The 15,530-nt window shown below is 63.6% G+C and carries 16 protein-coding genes; 7 read left to right on the top strand and 9 right to left on the bottom strand.

All coding sequences use genetic code 11. The annotated features are described in order from the left end of the window. Position 1: 1 nt before the first annotated feature. From HB375_RS02785 to HB375_RS02775, 3 genes are all read right to left on the bottom strand, one after another. Positions 2 to 553: a Smr/MutS family protein gene (locus HB375_RS02785; RefSeq protein WP_167671419.1), complete on the bottom strand. Its 552-nt coding sequence runs from the start codon at positions 551 to 553 to the stop codon at positions 2 to 4. Beyond that, positions 550 to 1,665 carry a murein transglycosylase A gene (mltA, locus tag HB375_RS02780; RefSeq protein WP_246728294.1) on the bottom strand — a complete coding sequence of 372 codons (1,116 nt, stop codon included), beginning with the start codon at positions 1,663 to 1,665 and terminating at the stop codon, positions 550 to 552. The genes HB375_RS02785 and mltA overlap by 4 nt, the downstream gene beginning before the upstream one ends. 74 nt (positions 1,666 to 1,739) lie before the next feature. Beyond that, positions 1,740 to 2,456 carry a Tim44/TimA family putative adaptor protein gene (locus HB375_RS02775; RefSeq protein ID WP_167671417.1) on the bottom strand — a complete coding sequence of 239 codons (717 nt, stop codon included), beginning with the start codon at positions 2,454 to 2,456 and terminating at the stop codon, positions 1,740 to 1,742. 266 nt (positions 2,457 to 2,722) lie between these two features. Between HB375_RS02775 and secB the strand changes: the two genes are divergently transcribed. Continuing rightward, complete coding sequence (gene secB, locus HB375_RS02770) at positions 2,723 to 3,214, top strand: protein-export chaperone SecB (RefSeq protein ID WP_167671416.1); 492 nt, start codon at positions 2,723 to 2,725, stop codon at positions 3,212 to 3,214. Here secB and dnaQ read toward each other — a convergent pair. From dnaQ to HB375_RS02745, 5 genes are read right to left on the bottom strand one after another with little or no spacing between them, the layout of a single operon-like run. Further along, a complete protein-coding gene (gene dnaQ, locus HB375_RS02765) occupies positions 3,199 to 3,930 on the bottom strand; it encodes a DNA polymerase III subunit epsilon (RefSeq protein ID WP_167671415.1) in 732 nt (243 codons plus the stop codon). The genes secB and dnaQ overlap by 16 nt on opposite strands. A 50-nt stretch (positions 3,931 to 3,980) precedes the next feature. Further along, positions 3,981 to 4,598, bottom strand: coding sequence for a dephospho-CoA kinase (gene coaE, locus HB375_RS02760; protein ID WP_167671414.1), 618 nt, complete (start codon positions 4,596 to 4,598; stop codon positions 3,981 to 3,983). Next, complete coding sequence (locus HB375_RS02755; protein WP_167671413.1) at positions 4,595 to 5,440, bottom strand: shikimate dehydrogenase; 846 nt, start codon at positions 5,438 to 5,440, stop codon at positions 4,595 to 4,597. The genes coaE and HB375_RS02755 overlap by 4 nt, the downstream gene beginning before the upstream one ends. Positions 5,441 to 5,452: 12 nt before the next feature. Beyond that, the gene (locus HB375_RS02750) at positions 5,453 to 6,073 is read right to left on the bottom strand and encodes a Maf family protein (protein ID WP_167671412.1); all 621 of its coding nucleotides are present in this window, start codon (positions 6,071 to 6,073) and stop codon (positions 5,453 to 5,455) included. Continuing rightward, positions 6,070 to 6,900 (bottom strand): pyruvate, phosphate dikinase/phosphoenolpyruvate synthase regulator, encoded by an 831-nt coding sequence (locus HB375_RS02745; protein ID WP_167671411.1) that lies wholly within the window; start codon positions 6,898 to 6,900, stop codon positions 6,070 to 6,072. Before HB375_RS02745 ends, HB375_RS02750 begins: the two co-directional genes overlap by 4 nt. A gap of 376 nt (positions 6,901 to 7,276) precedes the next feature. On the opposite strand from HB375_RS02745, the gene hemE reads away from it, so the two are divergent. The 5 genes from hemE to HB375_RS02720 all read left to right on the top strand — a co-directional run bounded on the left by hemE (position 7,277) and on the right by HB375_RS02720 (position 12,079). Further along, complete coding sequence (gene hemE, locus HB375_RS02740) at positions 7,277 to 8,314, top strand: uroporphyrinogen decarboxylase (protein WP_343232338.1); 1,038 nt, start codon at positions 7,277 to 7,279, stop codon at positions 8,312 to 8,314. Positions 8,315 to 8,317: 3 nt separating this feature from the next. After that, positions 8,318 to 8,743 carry a protoporphyrinogen oxidase HemJ gene (hemJ, locus tag HB375_RS02735; RefSeq protein ID WP_167671409.1) on the top strand — a complete coding sequence of 142 codons (426 nt, stop codon included), beginning with the start codon at positions 8,318 to 8,320 and terminating at the stop codon, positions 8,741 to 8,743. A 10-nt stretch (positions 8,744 to 8,753) separates the two neighbouring features. Further along, positions 8,754 to 9,473, top strand: a complete 720-nt coding sequence (locus tag HB375_RS02730) for a hypothetical protein (RefSeq protein WP_167671408.1) — start codon at positions 8,754 to 8,756, stop codon at positions 9,471 to 9,473. 225 nt (positions 9,474 to 9,698) lie between these two features. Further along, on the top strand, positions 9,699 to 10,964 hold the full coding sequence (rho, locus tag HB375_RS02725; protein WP_167671407.1) for a transcription termination factor Rho: 1,266 nt from the start codon (positions 9,699 to 9,701) through the stop codon (positions 10,962 to 10,964). Between the two features lie 239 nt (positions 10,965 to 11,203). After that, positions 11,204 to 12,079: an NAD(P)-dependent oxidoreductase gene (locus HB375_RS02720; RefSeq protein WP_167671406.1), complete on the top strand. Its 876-nt coding sequence runs from the start codon at positions 11,204 to 11,206 to the stop codon at positions 12,077 to 12,079. On the opposite strand, the gene HB375_RS02715 is transcribed toward HB375_RS02720, so the two are convergent. Then, positions 12,080 to 14,089, bottom strand: a complete 2,010-nt coding sequence (locus tag HB375_RS02715) for a thioredoxin domain-containing protein (RefSeq protein WP_167671405.1) — start codon at positions 14,087 to 14,089, stop codon at positions 12,080 to 12,082. Positions 14,090 to 14,197: 108 nt separating this feature from the next. On the opposite strand from HB375_RS02715, the gene mnmE reads away from it, so the two are divergent. Beyond that, positions 14,198 to 15,508, top strand: coding sequence for a tRNA uridine-5-carboxymethylaminomethyl(34) synthesis GTPase MnmE (gene mnmE, locus HB375_RS02710; protein ID WP_167671404.1), 1,311 nt, complete (start codon positions 14,198 to 14,200; stop codon positions 15,506 to 15,508). Positions 15,509 to 15,530 lie beyond the last annotated feature (22 nt).

Here is a 15,530-nt window from a genome sequence, read left to right as displayed (position 1 = left end):
GTCATCCCGCGCCGCGCCGGCGGCGCAGCCGGACATAGAGTGCCCCGGAACCGCCATGCTGGGGAGAGGCCTCCTCGAAGCCGATCACCACGGCGCGCAATTCCGGCAGACGCAGCCAATGCGGCACCATGCGGCGCAGCACGCCGCGCTCATCGAAGGGGGAGGCGGAGACGCCGCCCTTGCCGGTGATGACGAGGACGATGCCCTGGCCCGAGGTCTGCGCCCGGTGAAGGAAGCCGAAGAGCGCCATATGAGCCTCGCTCTGGCGCATACCGTGCAGGTCGATGACGCTGTCCACGGCCTTCGTGCCACGCCGCAGGGCCTGAAGCGTCTTGCGCTCGACAGGCGCGAGGGGCGGCATGGCGGGCTTGACCGGCGCGGCGCGCGGCGGAGAGGACGGCAATACGATGTCGGGAGCGGGTGCGGTGGCAGGTTTTTCCTCCGGCTCGGGCTCCGGCGGCAGGGTCCTGCCCTTCATCGGCTTGACCTCGCGTGCCACATGGGCCCAGAGGCGACGCTCCTCCGGCGAGAGCTGGCGGCGGCGCTTCGTCATGTGCGAGATTTGGGCTGGAGCACCACGAAGCGGGTGGGGTGGCGCAGCAGGCCCGCCCGCGTTCCCGCCGCTTCGCCGCTGCCGAAAAAGAAGTCGCCCCGCGCCGGGCCGACAATGGCAGAACCCGTATCCTGCGCGATCATGAGCCGCTGCAGCGGCTCGGCGGTGTCGAGACTGAGCGGCAATTGCCCGTCGAGCCAGAAGGGCAGGCCATAGGCCCAGAGCGAGCGGTCCACCGCAAGACTCCGGCCCGGAACGAGCGGAATACCCGCCCCGCCGATGGGTCCCTGCTCCGGCGACAGCTCATCCGCCTCGCGGAAGAAGATGTAGGAGCGGTTCTGGCGCATCAGCGCGCGGGCCGGTTCGGGATTGTCCTTCAGCCAGCCCATGAGCTTTTCGAGTGTCATGGATTCGAGATCCATGACCCCCTGCGCCACCAACAGCTTGCCGATAGAGGTGTAAGGGTGGCCGTTGCGCCCGGCATAGGCGAGGCGCATGACGGAACCGTCGATCAGCCGGATACGGGTGGAACCCTGCACATGGATGATGAAAGCCTCTGCCGGCTCGCGCAGGTAGACGAGGGGCTTCGCTTTCGATCCTAGGGCTCCATCCTCGATGGCAGCACGGTCGGAGTAGGGCTCGTAACCGTTGCGCGTTCGACGGGCGGCCTGAAGCCCCGCTTGCAACCCCGGCAGGGTTTCGCCTTGTGCAATCGTGACGAGATCGTCCGGGCGGGCGAGGAGCGGCACGGAGTAAATCGCCGTCTTTTCCCGGGAGCCCCAGAATTCAGGTTCGTAATAACCGGTCAGAAAACCCTCGCCCGTGACCGGGATGACGGAAAAGGGCTGAAAATGGGTGTCGAAGAACCGCCGGGCTTCGTCCCGGGTGAGGGAAGCCCCCGCATCGAGCGCCTTGCGGCAAACTTTGAGCAAATCGGCTTTCGGTTTTTGCGCGGGCCGAAGCGCCGGATCCTGCGTGGTAAGCGAGCGGCAAGAGAGCAAAAAGGCCTGGAAAGCCGCGGCGTGATCATCCTGTTCCCAGCCCGACAGGGCCGAGAAGGGCACAGGTTCAAGGCGCGCCTTGCCCGTGAGCGAGGAAGCGTCGGCGGACATGGTCAGGCCCCAAGCGAAACAACCAGCGACGCAACCGACCGCGAGGCTGCTGAGAACGCCCCGTCCGACATGCCTCATTGCCCCGATTCGGTCGCGACGAGCTGCCAGTTGGGATCGCGGCTGCCGAGCGAGCGGGCGAAGGTCCACACATCGGTCACGTCGGCGACCGTATCCGGGCTGCCGTCCACGACGGCGCCGGAGGCGTCGCGCGTCGCGGTGATCAGCTTGGAGAGGAACCGCACCACGATCTGGGCGGTCTTGCCGGACATCTCGGTTCCGGCGATCTCGGCCTTGTCGATGGACACGAAGGTGGTTTCCACCTTCTCGCCCCGGCGTTCGCGCTCGGTGATGGCGCGCTCGAATCCGTCATAGACGTCCTTGGAGAGGAGATCCTTGAGCGTCCGGCGGTCGCCTTGCGCGAAAGCCGTGACGATCATTTCATAGGCCGCCTTCGCGCCCTCCAGGAAGACGTTGGCGTCGAAAGAAGGCTCCAGGCGCGCGATCTCGTCGAGATTGCGGGCCATTGCCGTTCCAGGCTCGGCAATGCCCTTCCAGCGCTCGGCGGCAGGAACCTCTGCAGCGGCGGGGCCGCCGTTCATCCCAGGCAGGGGCACCACATTGTCCTGCTCGGCGGAGACGTTGCCGGGGCGGAAGGCGTCGCGTCGCGGCAAGGAATCGAAAGGATTCTGCTCGCCCCCGGTCTTCTGGCCCAGCACCGACCGCAGGCGCCAGATCACGAAAATCGCGAGAACAATGAAAATGAGGGTCGTGATGTCGAAGGAATCCTGCATCGTCGATCCGTTATCGGCCTGCCCTTGCCCGGCTCATGATCGGCCAGGCTCCGCCCGCCCATGCGAAAGGAGTGATGTCTCGCATATGGGGTTCGAGGGTCGTAACATCCACCTTCCGGCTCGACAAGGCGAGGGAGAGGCCCAAATCTTGCCTCGTGGGACGGAAGCGTGGTAGCGCGGAGGTCCACGGCCCGTTGCCGATCCCGCGCCTTTCCCAAAGCGTGCTGCCCGGGCTCGACCGATTTTATTCACTTCGGAGCATGAACATGGCCGACAACCCGGCAAACAACGGAGCGCAGGACGGCAGCATGCCCGCGCTGAACGCCCTTGCGCAATACTGCAAGGATTTCTCGTTCGAGAACCCCAACGCCCCCCGCTCCCTGCAGCCGCAGGCCGAAGGCCCGCAAATCAGCCTGCAGGTCAACGTGAACGCCAAGCAGCTCGCCGAGACCGATTTCGAGGTCGACCTGACGCTGGAAGGCAAGGCCGAGATCGGCGGCAAGGACGTTCTCTTCGCTTTCGAGTTGACCTATTCGGGCGTCTTCCGCGTCCAGAACATCCCGGCCGATCAGATTCACCCCGTCGTGATGATCGAATGCCCGCGCCTGCTCTTCCCGTTCGCCCGTCAGATCGTGGCGGATGCGGTGCGCAACGGCGGCTTCCCGCCCCTCTACATCGACCCGATCGATTTCGTCGCGCTCTATCGCCAGCGCGCTGCCGAAATGCAGCAGTCGAGCGCCGGTCAGACGCTTTCCTGATCCGGCGTTCTCTCGGCGATATACTCGCGCCAGAGAGCGTTGGGACCGAGCGCTTCGACGAACGCCTGATGGGCTTCTCTCTCAGCCTCGGTCAAACGTGACAGAATGGTTCGCGGCCGCACCTCCCGGGGTGCGGCCGCATCCGTTTGAAGAACCGGGCCGCCGCGAGCGGAAGGCTTCATCGCGAGATCGAAACCGACCTGCTTGCCGCCGATGAGCTCAATATAGACCTCGGCGAGAATTTCCGCGTCCAACAACGCGCCGTGCTTGGTGCGCTTGGAATTGTCGATGCCATAGCGCGAGCAGAGCGCATCGAGATTGTTCGCAGCACCCGGATGCTTGCGCCGCGCCATCGAGAGCGTGTCGACCACATCGTTAAGCGCGATTGGCGGATGGCCGGTGCGGGCGAATTCCGCATTGATGAAGCCTACGTCGAACGCCGCGTTGTGAATGACGAGCCGCCCGCCGCTGATGAATTCGAAGAACTCCTCGACGATGGCGGAAAAGACCGGCTTGTCCGCCAAGAATTCGTCGCTCAACCCGTGCACCGCAAGAGCGCCGGCAGAGACCGCTCGCTGCGGATTGATGTAGACGTGATAGAACTTGCCCGTCGGGATGTGGTTGAGAAGCTCGACACAACCGATTTCGATGATCCGGTCGCCGGAGGCGTGTTCGGTGCCGGTGGTTTCGGTATCGAGAACAATTTCGCGCAGCATTTCTAACGACACCCCCGTCGCATCCCTTATCGGCAGAGCCGCAGGATGCCTTAAACCTTGTTCACCTTGTGCCGGACTCGTCCCGGACGGGCCGCGAGACAGGCAAGGATCGATCTCACCTGCTCCTCGGCGGAAAAGAAATCGCGACTCGTATCCACGAGGAAATGAGATCTCGCTCGTTTTTCGGCGTCCGGCATCTGCTTGTCCAGAATGACTGCGAACTTTTCCTCAGTCATGCCGGGCCGCCGCATGACTCTTTCGCGTTGCAGGAAGGCCGGTGCCGTCACCACCAGCACTGCATCGCAGCGTTTTTCGGCGCCTGTTTCGAACAGCAGCGGAATGTCGAGCACCGCCACGGAGGCAAGGGCGGAGGCATGGTCGAGAAACGCCTCTTCCTCCTCTCGCACCAGCGGGTGGACGATAGCTTCGAGTTTTTTCAACTGCTCGGGATTTCCGAGCACGGCAGCGCCAAGCCTGCCCCGGTCGACGACGCCATCGGTCACCGTTCCCGGAAAGGCCTTTTCGATGAGCGGCGCGGCGCGGCCCGAATAGAGCTTGTGAACGGCGGCATCCGCATCGTGAACCGGAACCCCGAGTCGCCGGAAGGCATTCGCCGTCGCCGACTTGCCCATACCGATCGAGCCCGTGAGTCCCAGAATGAAGGTCATGATCGGCCCTCGATATTCGCCACGATCAAGGCACGTAAGCTCGGCGTCACCTGCGGTGTGACACCGAACCAGCGGGCAAAGCCGGGCACCGCCTGATGCAACAACATGCCAAGCCCGTCGACGGTTCTTAAATTGCGCTCCTTCGCCGCCGCGAGAAGGGGGGTCGTCAGCGGAACGTAGACGATATCCGCGACGATGGCGTCCGCGCGGGCGTTTGCGAGATTGAGAACAAGCGGCGGCTGGCCGGTCATGCCGAGCGACGTGGTGTTGACGACGAGGCCAGCGGCCTCGACCGCGGAAGAGAGATCGTCCCACGGCAGCGCCTCGAGGCGCGCGCCGGGTCCTTCAAGATCGCGCACGAGTTCCGCGGCCTTCGACGCGGTGCGGTTGGCGATGAGGATGCGGCGGATCGGACGCTCCTGCAGCCCCGCCACGACAGCGCGTGCCGCGCCGCCGGCGCCGATGACGAGGGCGGTATCCACATCTTGCTCCCAACCTGTCCCCAGGCTTTGATCCAGATGGGCCATGAATCCGACAACATCCGTGTTGTCGCCCCACAGCACGCCGTTTTCCACCCAAAGCGTGTTAACGGCCTTCAATCGCTCCGCCCGCTCCGTTCGCCGGTCGACACCGAGAAAGGCTGCTTCCTTATGCGGGATCGTGACGTTGCCGCCGGCAAAGCCCTGAGCGGCGAAGGTTTTCAGAAAGGCGGGAAAATCGGCAGGAGCGACATCGATCCGCTCATAGGAGCCTTCAAGCCCATGTGTTTTAAGCCAATGGCCGTGGATCAACGGCGAGCGGGAATGCTTGATCGGGTGGCCGACGACGAAGGCCTTTTTCATGCGGAAAGGTCCTTAGAAAGCAAGATAACCAAGCCGCCGCAACGCGGCGACAAGCGGCAGGAGCGGAAGGCCCAAAATGGTCGAATGATCGCCCTCGACCCGCTCGAAGAGATGAACGCCGAGGCCTTCGTAATGATAGACGCCGACGCTGTTCAAAACCTCGGGGCCGGCAAGATCGAGATAGAGATTGATGGCGTCGTCATCCAACGCGCGCATGGTCAGATGCGCGATGACGGCGAAACCCGCGACGATCTCGCCGCCCTTCGCCAGTGCACCGGCAGAATGCAGCCGGTGAGTCCGCCCGCTCAGCGCTTGTAGCTGACGACGCGCGGCGGCGCGGTCGACGGGTTTGTGAAAGACCTTATCCCCGCAATCCAGAACCTGATCGGCCCCGAGCACAATCCGCTCCGGATGAGCGCGGCTGACGGCGAGCGATTTCTCGGAGGCAAGCCGGCGGGCAAGGTCGAGGGGCGGCAAATCCATCGCTGCCGCTTCCACGGCGCGCTCGTCGATTCCGGGTGATTGCGTCTCAATGGGAATCCCCGCGCTCTCGAGAAGCGCGCGGCGGGTACGGCTCGTCGAGGCGAGAAGAAGCGGCGCGCCGCCGATCCAGAGCGAGGTCATGCCGGTCATTCCGCGATGAAGCGCAGGCGATGGTCGCGATAGAGATCGAGGATCGCCGCCGCCGTTTCCTCGATGGAGCGCCGGGTCACGTCAATGATTGGCCAGTTGTGACGCGCAAAGAGTCGCCGCGAAGCGGCGATTTCTTCGGCCACCGCGTCGCGGTCCACATAGGATGTGTCGTCGTCGGCATTCAGGCTCAACAGCCGATTCTGACGGATCTGAACGATGCGCTCCGGGGTCGCAACGAGCCCGACGATCAGCGCGCGTCGCGTCGTTTCCAGAACGGATGGCGGCGGAACGCCGGGAACGAGCGGAATATTGGCGGTCTTCATGCCGCGATGGGCGAGATAGATCGCGGTCGGCGTCTTCGAGGTACGGCTGACGCCGACGAGAATCACATCCGCGTCGTCCATGTCCTGGGGCAGGTGCCCGTCGTCATGGAGAAGCGTGAAATTCATCGCGTCGATGCGCTTAAAATATTCCGCGTTCAGCATGTGCTGCGCACCGGGCCGGGCCGTGGAGGCGGCACCGAGATAGGATTGCAGCAAGGTATGCACCGGCTCGAGCACCGAGAGATAAGGCGAGCCCGTGTTGCGACAGACTTCCTCCAGCCTTTCCGCCAGATCGCGTTCGACAAGAGTATAGAGCACGATGCCGGGCGCGGCCTCGATTTCGCTCAACACGCGGTCGAGCTGCGTCGGGGAGCGCACCAGCGGATAGACATGTTCGATGGCCGCAATCCCCTCGTATTGCGCGACGACGGCGCGGGCGACGGTGATCAGGGTCTCGCCGGTCGAGTCCGAGACGAGATGGAGATGGAAGTAGCTGCGCCCCACGAGGGTTCTCCCGGACAAGGAGTCGATGAATGTGGATAGTTGGCTTCCAAGCCGAGGTCCAGAGAGGGGGGCCTGTGGACTCCCCGGCCGGCGATCAACAGGGCTCGTCTGTGTGGGGTCACGGAATCGTCACGCTGGGAAAATCCGGCACGAATCGACTCCCCAAATGTGACCGAAATCTGTCAAGCTCGCGTTAACGATCTGTTAAACTTTAAGAATTTGGAAAGGATTAAGGCAGGCGCGACACATTCCCTAACGAATGGTAAGCAGCCGAGCGATGTGGACCGGCTGTGGACGGGGTTGCGGCTTTGCGATTCACGGCCCAAGAGAAACAACAGATTCTAGATTCAAAGAATTTAAGTTTAAGAGAGGGCCTGTGAGCGAACGTCCCACCAAAGCGATCCTACGTGTGCTGAACGGCGAGCCGGTCTGGCCGCTTCCGATCTGGATCATGCGTCAGGCCGGACGTTATCTGCCGGAATACCGGGCAACGCGCGCTCAAGCCGGTTCGTTTCTGGATCTCTGCTACAACCCAAGGCTTGCCGAGGAAGTAACGCTTCAGCCGATCCGCCGCTTCGGCTTCGATGCAGCGATCCTCTTCTCCGACATTCTCGTCATCCCGCATGCGTTGGGCCAGGAGGTCCGCTTCGTCGAGAACGAGGGACCGAAGCTCGATCCGATTACCTCTCTTGCCGATCTCAAGCAGCTCAAGGACGAGATCCCGCTGGAGCATCTCGATCCGGTTTTCGAGACCCTCGACCGGCTGAGCACCTCGCTCCCGCGTGAAACGACGCTTCTCGGCTTCTGCGGTGCACCCTGGACGGTCGCGAGCTACATGATCGCGGGCAAGGGCACGCCGGACCAGGCTCCCGCCCGGCTGACCGCTTATCGCGATCCGGCCTTCATGGCCGCTCTCATCGACCGGCTGGTTAAGGCCTCGACCGCCTATCTCATTCGCCAGATCGATGCCGGCGCCGAAGCCGTCCAGATTTTCGAGAGCTTTGGCGCGGCCTTGCCGCCCGCGCTCTTCGATACCCTGTCGCTCGATCCGATCCGGCGGATCGTGTCCGGCCTCAAGGCGGCGCGGCCGCAGGCGAAGGCGATTGTTTTCGTGCGGGGAGGCGGATCGCATCTCGCGCGCTTTGCCGCCGCAGGGGTGGGCGATGCGCTCGCTCTTGACTGGACCCTCGATCCGGCCCAGGTGCTGCCGACGCTTCCCAAGACCGTTGCGACGCAGGGCAATCTCGATCCGCTGGCGTTGATTGCAGGCGGCGAAGCTCTAACGAACGGTATCGACCGCATCCTGTCCGCCGTGCGCGGACGTCCGCATATCTTCAATCTCGGCCACGGCATCCTGCCGGAAACGCCGACGGATCACGTGGCGCAGCTGATCGCCCGCGTGAGGGGGGCCTAAAAAATGCTCTATCTCTGGATCAAGGCGTTCCACGTCATCGCGGTCATCGCCTGGATGGCAGGTATGCTCTATCTGCCGCGGCTCTTCGTCTATCATTGCGACACGCCGAAAGGCTCAATCCAGTCCGAAACCTTCAAGGTCATGGAGCGGCGGCTCCTGAAGGCCATCATCAACCCTGCCATGATCGCGACCTGGGTTTTGGGTCTCATTCTGATCTGGCAGGGCGGCTGGATCTCGTCCGGCTGGCTCCACGCCAAAATCCTGCTCGTGCTGATCCTCTCCGGCGTGCACGGATCTCTCTCGAAGACCGTGAAAGTTTTCGCTGCCGATGCGAACGTCCGGCCGGCGAAATTCTATCGGATGCTCAACGAGGTCCCGACGGTGCTGATGATCGGCATCGTCATCCTCGTGATCGTGAAGCCGTTCTGACGCGCCAATAATGCACGACCGCACCGCAGCCGCCGCGCGCAATAACGCCCTGTGGTGCGATGCGGTGTGTCGGGCTCACGGCAAACCGGGCGAATTTCACTCCGCGATCTGGCTCAACCGGCACGGCACGCCGCCCTTCTATCCCGATGCGGTAACGCTCGAGCCCGGCGATGCGCTAGGGCAGGTCGACCGCATCGCCGATCTCATCGGCCAGAACGGTGATCGCGGCTTTGCGGTAAAGGACAGCTTTTGCGCCCTCGATCTGTCGCCGTCGGGATTTAAGACGCTGTTCGAAGCGCGCTGGCTTTTTCGCGATCCTCTGTTCGCCAAGGACGCCACCAAAAACTCCCTCTCCATCGTGAAAAGCGAGGAGGAATTGGCTGCGTGGGAAAAGGCGTGGGCCGGGCCGGACTCGCACCTGCTCCTGCGGCTGTTCGACCCACTGCTTCTACGCGAGCCCGATATCGCCTTCGCCTTCTCAGTGCGCGACGGCGTGATGATGAGCGGCGGCATTTTGAATCGCGGGGCAGGGGTCGTCGGCCTCTCGAACATCTTCGCGCCGCCTTCAGAAAACGAAGGAATACGGCTGGAATTGGCGCGGCTTGCCGCCCATGTCTTTCCCGGATGTCCGCTTGTCGGATACGAGCGCGGCGAGGATCTGATCGCCTCATGCGGGGCCGGATTGACGCCCATTGGCGATCTCAGGGTCTGGGTCCGTCCGGCAAGCTGAGCCGAAAGGCGTAATCCCCAATCCCGGCGGTGGGGCCTTGAGACTCACCTTAGAAAGAGCTAGAAGGGTCTTCCCTTCCTCAAAGAACAGGTTGCGCCGCACGGGTCGTTCCCGTGTCCTCCAAGTCACACCTCGTGAACTGGGTGGCCCTGTCCAACGTTCCCCTTGACCTCCCCGCGATCAGTTCTCCTTCCTGCCCGCGAACCTACCCGAGAGTGTTCCCCGATGAGGGAAATCAAACTTCAAGACCTGAAATCCAAGACGCCGACCGAACTCATCGCTTTCGCCGAAGAGCTGGAGGTCGAGAACGCGAGCACGATGCGCAAGCAGGAGCTCATGTTCGCCATCCTCAAGCAGCTTGCCGCCCGCGAGGTGGAGATCATCGGCGCCGGCGTCGTCGAGGTGCTGCAGGACGGCTTTGGCTTTCTCCGCTCGGCCGATTCCAACTACCTGCCCGGCCCGGACGACATCTACGTTTCCCCGAGCCAGATCCGCAAATTCGGCCTGCGCACCGGCGACACGGTGGACGGCCCGATCCGCGGGCCGAAGGAGGGCGAGCGCTACTTCGCCCTGCTCAAAGTCAACACCATCAATTTCGAAGACCCGGAGAAGATCCGGCACAAGGTTCATTTCGACAACCTGACGCCGCTCTTCCCGACCGAGCGTTTCAAGCTCGAAATCGACGACCCGACGAAGAAGGATTATTCGCCGCGCGTCATCGACATCGTGTCGCCCATCGGCAAGGGCCAGCGCGCACTGATCGTCGCGCCGCCGCGCACCGGTAAGACCGTGCTGATGCAGAACGTGGCGCAGTCGATCACCACCAATCACCCGGAATGCTACCTCATCGTGCTGCTCATCGACGAGCGCCCGGAAGAGGTGACCGACATGCAGCGCTCGGTGAAGGGCGAGGTCGTGGCCTCCACCTTCGACGAGCCGGCCTCGCGCCACGTGCAGGTCGCCGAAATGGTGATCGAAAAGGCCAAGCGCCTCGTGGAGCATGGCCGCGACGTGGTCATCCTGCTCGACTCGATCACCCGCCTCGGCCGCGCCTACAACACCGTCGTGCCGTCATCCGGCAAGGTGCTGACCGGCGGTGTCGACGCCAACGCCCTGCAGCGTCCGAAACGTTTCTTCGGTGCCGCGCGCAACATCGAGGAGGGCGGTTCGCTCACCATCATCGCGACCGCGCTGATCGATACCGGCTCGCGCATGGACGAAGTGATCTTCGAAGAGTTCAAGGGCACCGGTAACTCGGAAATCATTCTCGACCGCAAGGTCGCCGACAAGCGCACCTTCCCGGCCATCGACATCACCCGCTCCGGCACCCGCAAGGAAGAGCTGCTGGTGGCGTCCGACACGCTCAAGAAGATGTACGTGCTGCGCCGCATCCTCAACCCGATGGGCACGGTGGACGCCATCGAGTTCCTGCTCGACAAGCTGCGCCAGACCAAGTCGAACGCCGAGTTCTTCGATTCGATGAACACCTAACGGCCGAAACATCCGGTTCCGACATTCAGCCCCATCCTCCATGCGGAGGGTGGGGTTTTTTCATGTGTGAAAGACGCCCATCAGCCACAGCACGATCAGCGTCAGGACTGCCGAGATCAACAAAGATCCGAGACATCCCACGCGGTTCGAGAAGAAGAGGAACATGTCTGCGTCTCCACGCATGACATGAAGGTCGGAGACGGTCAGGCGTTCCGCACCCTGTGTCGGGAGAGCGAACCATGGATGTGGGTTTCATCGGGATTGGGGCTATGGGCGAGGGCATGGCGCGACGTCTCTTGGAGGCCCGACATCGCCTCGTCGTCTATAACCGCACACGCAGCAAGGCGTCAGTGCTCGTGGCGGAGGGCGCGGCGGTGGCGGACAAACCCGGCGATGCTTGCGGGGGCGATGTAGTCGTCACCATGCTCGCGGACGATCGGGCGGTCGAAGATCTCTTTGTCGGAGGCGATCTTCTTTCCGCTTTCCGGCCTGACACTGTCCACATCTCCATGAGCACGATCAGCGTGGCGCTGTCCGAACGCTTGACCGCGATGCACGACGAGGCCGGCCGCGCCTTTCTCGCCGCGCCGGTTTTCGGACGCCCGGATGCGGCGGCCGCAGGAAAATTATTCGTCATGGCGGCGGGACCGGAAAACCTCATCACCCGCAGCCAACCGCTCTTCGATGCGATGGGGCAAAGGACTTTTGTCGTCGGCGAGAAGCAGCCTCAGGCGAACGTGGTGAAGCTCGCCGGTAATTTCCTGATTGCCTCCGTGCTGGAGAGTCTAGGCGAGGCTTTTGCGCTGATCCGCAAATCGGACGTCGACGTCCATCGCTTTCTTGAGATCCTCACCGAAACACTCTTCTCCGCCCCGATCTACAAGACCTACGGCACGCTGATCGCGGATGAAAAATACGAGCCCGCCGGTTTCAAAATGTCCCTTGGGCTGAAGGACATTCGCCTCGCTCTCGCAGCGGCGGAGGCGAAGACGGTGCCCATGCCTGTCGCCAGTCTCGTGAAAGACAACTTGTTGGCCGGGATCGCGCAAGGCGAGGGCGATTCCGATTGGTCGGCCCTGGCACGCGTGATCGCGCGAAATGCCGGCTTAGCCTGACTATCGGGCCGCGAGCATCTCGGCCGCCCGCACCTTGAACGCTGCCGGATCGTCCACGGGAAGCGAGCAATGCATCCCGGCGCAGATGAGGGCTTGGGGTTCGTGGGTGGCAGCGGCGAGCGCCTTCGCCGGATGGTTCGTGTCCAGCAATTCGCCCTCGCGTAGCCAGCGCGCGCTGCGATCGAGATAGGGGAGGCGGAGCGCGGCCTCATGCAAAGCTTCGGCGTTGTTTCCCGTGACCAGAATGCTCAAGCCCCGCAGATGGAGATCGAGCGCATTGAGGATCGCGGTATGGCCAAGCGGTGCCGCGCCGGCGATGGCGCTCAAATGCGTCAGCATGTTTTCAGCACGGATGCGGTCCTCCTTCGCACCGGTCAGCTGTGCGAGGCGCACGAGGGCCTCGGCGAAAACGCTGTTGGCGTTCGGCACTGCATCATCATGGGTCGGCTGCGGGCGGACCACCAGCGGGTCGGCGTCGCGCGCGGTCATGGCCAGAAGGCCAGTGTCTTCGACGAGGAAGGCGTCAAGCAGCACATCGCGCCAGGCTTTGGCATCCCGCAGATAGGCCTCATCCCCCGTCGCCTCATAGAGGGCGAGGCCTGCGCGCATCATGGCGGCGTGGTCGAGGGCGAAGCCTGGATAGATCAGCGCGCCGCCGCGCCAGGAATGGCCGAGCCGACCGTCGCGTGTCATCGATTCGGCGATGAAACGATAGGCCTTTTGAGCGAGGCCGATCCATGCCGGTCGGTCGAGGAGCAGGGCGGCACGGACAAGGCCTGAGATCATCAGCCCGTTCCAGTCCGCCAGAACCTTGTCGTCGAGACCGGGGCGGATGCGCGTAGCACGGCGCCCCAGAAGTTTTTGCCGCGGCCCGGCGAGACGCGCCTCGGTCTCCGGATCCGCCTCTCCCGAGAGAAGCCGGTTCGGGATGTTCGTCTCCTCCCAATTCCCTTCGCCGGTGATGTCATAGAACTTGGCAAAGAACGCGGCGTCCTCGTCACCCAAAACCTCGACGATCTCGGCCAGGCTCCAGACATAGAACTTGCCCTCGACGCCTTCGGAATCCGCATCGAGGCTTGCAGCGAAGGCACCACCCGGAAGGGTCATCTCCCGTTTGAGCCAGGTGACGATGCCCTCGGCCGCGTCGCGGAAGAGGGGGCGGCCGGTCTCGGTGAAAGCGAGAGCAAAAAGCTCGAGAAGCTGCGCGTTGTCGTAGAGCATCTTTTCGAAGTGCGGCACGAGCCAGCGCTCATCCACCGCATAGCGCGCAAAGCCACCGCCGAGGTGATCGTGAATGCCGCCGAGCGCCATCCGTTCCATGGTCAGAAGAAAGCGCGAGCGGGCAAGCTCATCGCCGGTGCGGCGGGCATAGCGCAGCAGACATTCGAGGATCGGTGGGTTCGGGAATTTGGGCGCGCCCTGCAGGCCGCCGTTCTGCGGGTCCATGACCGTGGTGAGCTTTTGGCCGAGGGTATCGAGGTCGTCCAAGCCAAGGCTTCCGCCCTCGCCGCGGGCGGTTTTGGCGAGGTGATGCTTTAGCGCTTCGGTGTTCTTGGTGATCCTCTCCGGCTCGGCGCGGTAAATGCGGGCGATCTCGCGCAGCACGGCGACGAAGCCGGGGCGTCCGAAGCGGGGCTCCTTCGGAAAGTAAGTGCCGCCCCAGAACGGCTCGCCTTCGGGCGTCAGGAACATGGTGAGCGGCCAGCCGCCCTGCTCGCCCAAGAGGTGGAGCGCGGTCATGTAGACATGGTCCACGTCGGGGCGCTCTTCCCGGTCGACCTTGATATTGACGAAGAGCTCGTTCATGACCGCGGCCACGCCCGGGTCCTCGAAACTCTCATGGGCCATCACGTGGCACCAATGGCAGGCCGCGTAGCCGATGGAGATGAAGATCGGGCGGTTCGTACGCTCGGCCTCGGCCAAAGCCTCCGGGCCCCATTCCCACCACTCGACGGGATTGTCCCTGTGCTGGAGCAGGTAGGGGGAGGAGGCGTGTTCGAGGCGATTCATGGTTCGCTCCGAGGCTCGGGCTGTCTTCGATCACGAACGACTCGGATCTGAACCGATCGTTAAGCCGCTTTGCGTTAAAGTATTCTCAACCCGTTTAGGTTCATGCTCATGCGTTCGGATGACACCATCTTCGCCATCGCGTCCGGTTATGGCCGGGCGGCGGTTTCGATCGTCAGGCTCAGTGGCGCAAGAAGTCGGTTCATCCTCGAGACGATGGCCGGATCGGTGCCCGATTCCCGGCGCGCTTCTGTTCGTCTTCTGCGGGACCCGGCCTCCGGCGAACCGCTCGATCAGGCTCTCGTGCTGTGGATGCCGGGGCCGCACAGCTTTACCGGCGAGGATCAGGCCGAGCTTCATATCCATGGTGGACTGGCGACCCGCGCCGCGGTGCTGCGCGTCCTCGGGTCGCTCAACGGCTGCCGCGCGGCGGAGGCCGGGGAGTTCACCCGCCGGGCCTTTCTCAACGGACGGATGGACCTCAGCCGGGTCGAGGGGCTCGCCGACCTCATCGACGCCGAGACCGAGGGGCAGCGTCGTCAGGCCCTGCTCCAGCTCGAAGGTCGCCTCGGCAACGCGGCCGAGGGCTGGCGTGAGGACATTCTGCAAGTACTCGCCCTGATCGAAGCGAGCCTCGACTTTTCCGATGAGGGCGATGTGCCCGAGGGTCTGGAGGCCGACATCCTGCGCCGCCTCAAGGTGCTGGGGGAAGAGCTGGGCCGGGTGCTGGCGAACCGCTCCGGTGAGCGCCTGCGCGAAGGTCTGACCGTCGTTCTCGCCGGTGCGCCGAATGCGGGGAAGTCGACCTTGCTCAATATGCTGGCCAAGCGCGACGTCGCCATCGTCTCCCCGATTGCCGGCACGACCCGCGACGTGATCGAGGTCCATTGCGACCTCAACGGCCTGCCGGTAGTCATCGTGGATACGGCCGGGCTTCGCGAGAGCGGAGATGTGATCGAGCAGGAGGGCGTCGCCCGCGCCCGGGCTCGGGCCGAGGCGGCGGACGTGGTGCTCTGGCTCCTGCCGCCCGAGGGTGGGGCCGGTGAGCCGCCATCGGCGCGCCGACTCCTGCGGGTTGGGACCAAAGCGGATTTGAATCTGGTCCGACACGATTGCGATCTTGTCGTCTCCGCCGCCACAGGGGAGGGGCTGCCGGAGCTGATCGGTCTTCTGGAGAAGGAGGCCGAGGCGGCGTTAGGGCAGGGCGAGGCCCTGCTCACCCGGGAGCGCCATCGCCGGGCGCTGGAGCGGGCCCATGCCTCCGTGATCCGGGCGATGGAGATGTTGGAATTCGACGAACCTGCCGAACTGATCGCCGAGGAAGTGCGCCTCGCCTCCCGCGCGGTCGGTGCGATTACGGGACGGGTCGATGTGGAAGATATGCTCGACCGCCTGTTTTCGAGTTTCTGTATCGGGAAATAGGCGGCGAACCGGCTGTGCCTAT

The organism is Microvirga terricola, from assembly GCF_011777495.1.
In the GTDB taxonomy this organism is placed as follows: Bacteria; Pseudomonadota; Alphaproteobacteria; order Rhizobiales; family Beijerinckiaceae; genus Microvirga; species Microvirga terricola.
This window is presented reverse-complemented; position numbering and strand designations above follow the sequence as displayed.

Coding starts and splice junctions, on each gene's coding strand:
- HB375_RS02785 (WP_167671419.1), bottom strand. CDS start 553: ATGACGAAGCGCCGCCGCCAGCTCTCGCCGGAGGAGCGTCGCCTCTGG.
- mltA (WP_246728294.1), bottom strand. CDS start 1,665: ATGTCCGCCGACGCTTCCTCGCTCACGGGCAAGGCGCGCCTTGAACCT.
- HB375_RS02775 (WP_167671417.1), bottom strand. CDS start 2,456: ATGCAGGATTCCTTCGACATCACGACCCTCATTTTCATTGTTCTCGCG.
- secB (WP_167671416.1), top strand. CDS start 2,723: ATGGCCGACAACCCGGCAAACAACGGAGCGCAGGACGGCAGCATGCCC.
- dnaQ (WP_167671415.1), bottom strand. CDS start 3,930: ATGCTGCGCGAAATTGTTCTCGATACCGAAACCACCGGCACCGAACAC.
- coaE (WP_167671414.1), bottom strand. CDS start 4,598: ATGACCTTCATTCTGGGACTCACGGGCTCGATCGGTATGGGCAAGTCG.
- HB375_RS02755 (WP_167671413.1), bottom strand. CDS start 5,440: ATGAAAAAGGCCTTCGTCGTCGGCCACCCGATCAAGCATTCCCGCTCG.
- HB375_RS02750 (WP_167671412.1), bottom strand. CDS start 6,073: ATGACCGGCATGACCTCGCTCTGGATCGGCGGCGCGCCGCTTCTTCTC.
- hemJ (WP_167671409.1), top strand. CDS start 8,318: ATGCTCTATCTCTGGATCAAGGCGTTCCACGTCATCGCGGTCATCGCC.
- HB375_RS02730 (WP_167671408.1), top strand. CDS start 8,754: ATGCACGACCGCACCGCAGCCGCCGCGCGCAATAACGCCCTGTGGTGC.
- rho (WP_167671407.1), top strand. CDS start 9,699: ATGAGGGAAATCAAACTTCAAGACCTGAAATCCAAGACGCCGACCGAA.
- HB375_RS02720 (WP_167671406.1), top strand. CDS start 11,204: ATGGATGTGGGTTTCATCGGGATTGGGGCTATGGGCGAGGGCATGGCG.
- HB375_RS02715 (WP_167671405.1), bottom strand. CDS start 14,089: ATGAATCGCCTCGAACACGCCTCCTCCCCCTACCTGCTCCAGCACAGG.
- mnmE (WP_167671404.1), top strand. CDS start 14,198: ATGCGTTCGGATGACACCATCTTCGCCATCGCGTCCGGTTATGGCCGG.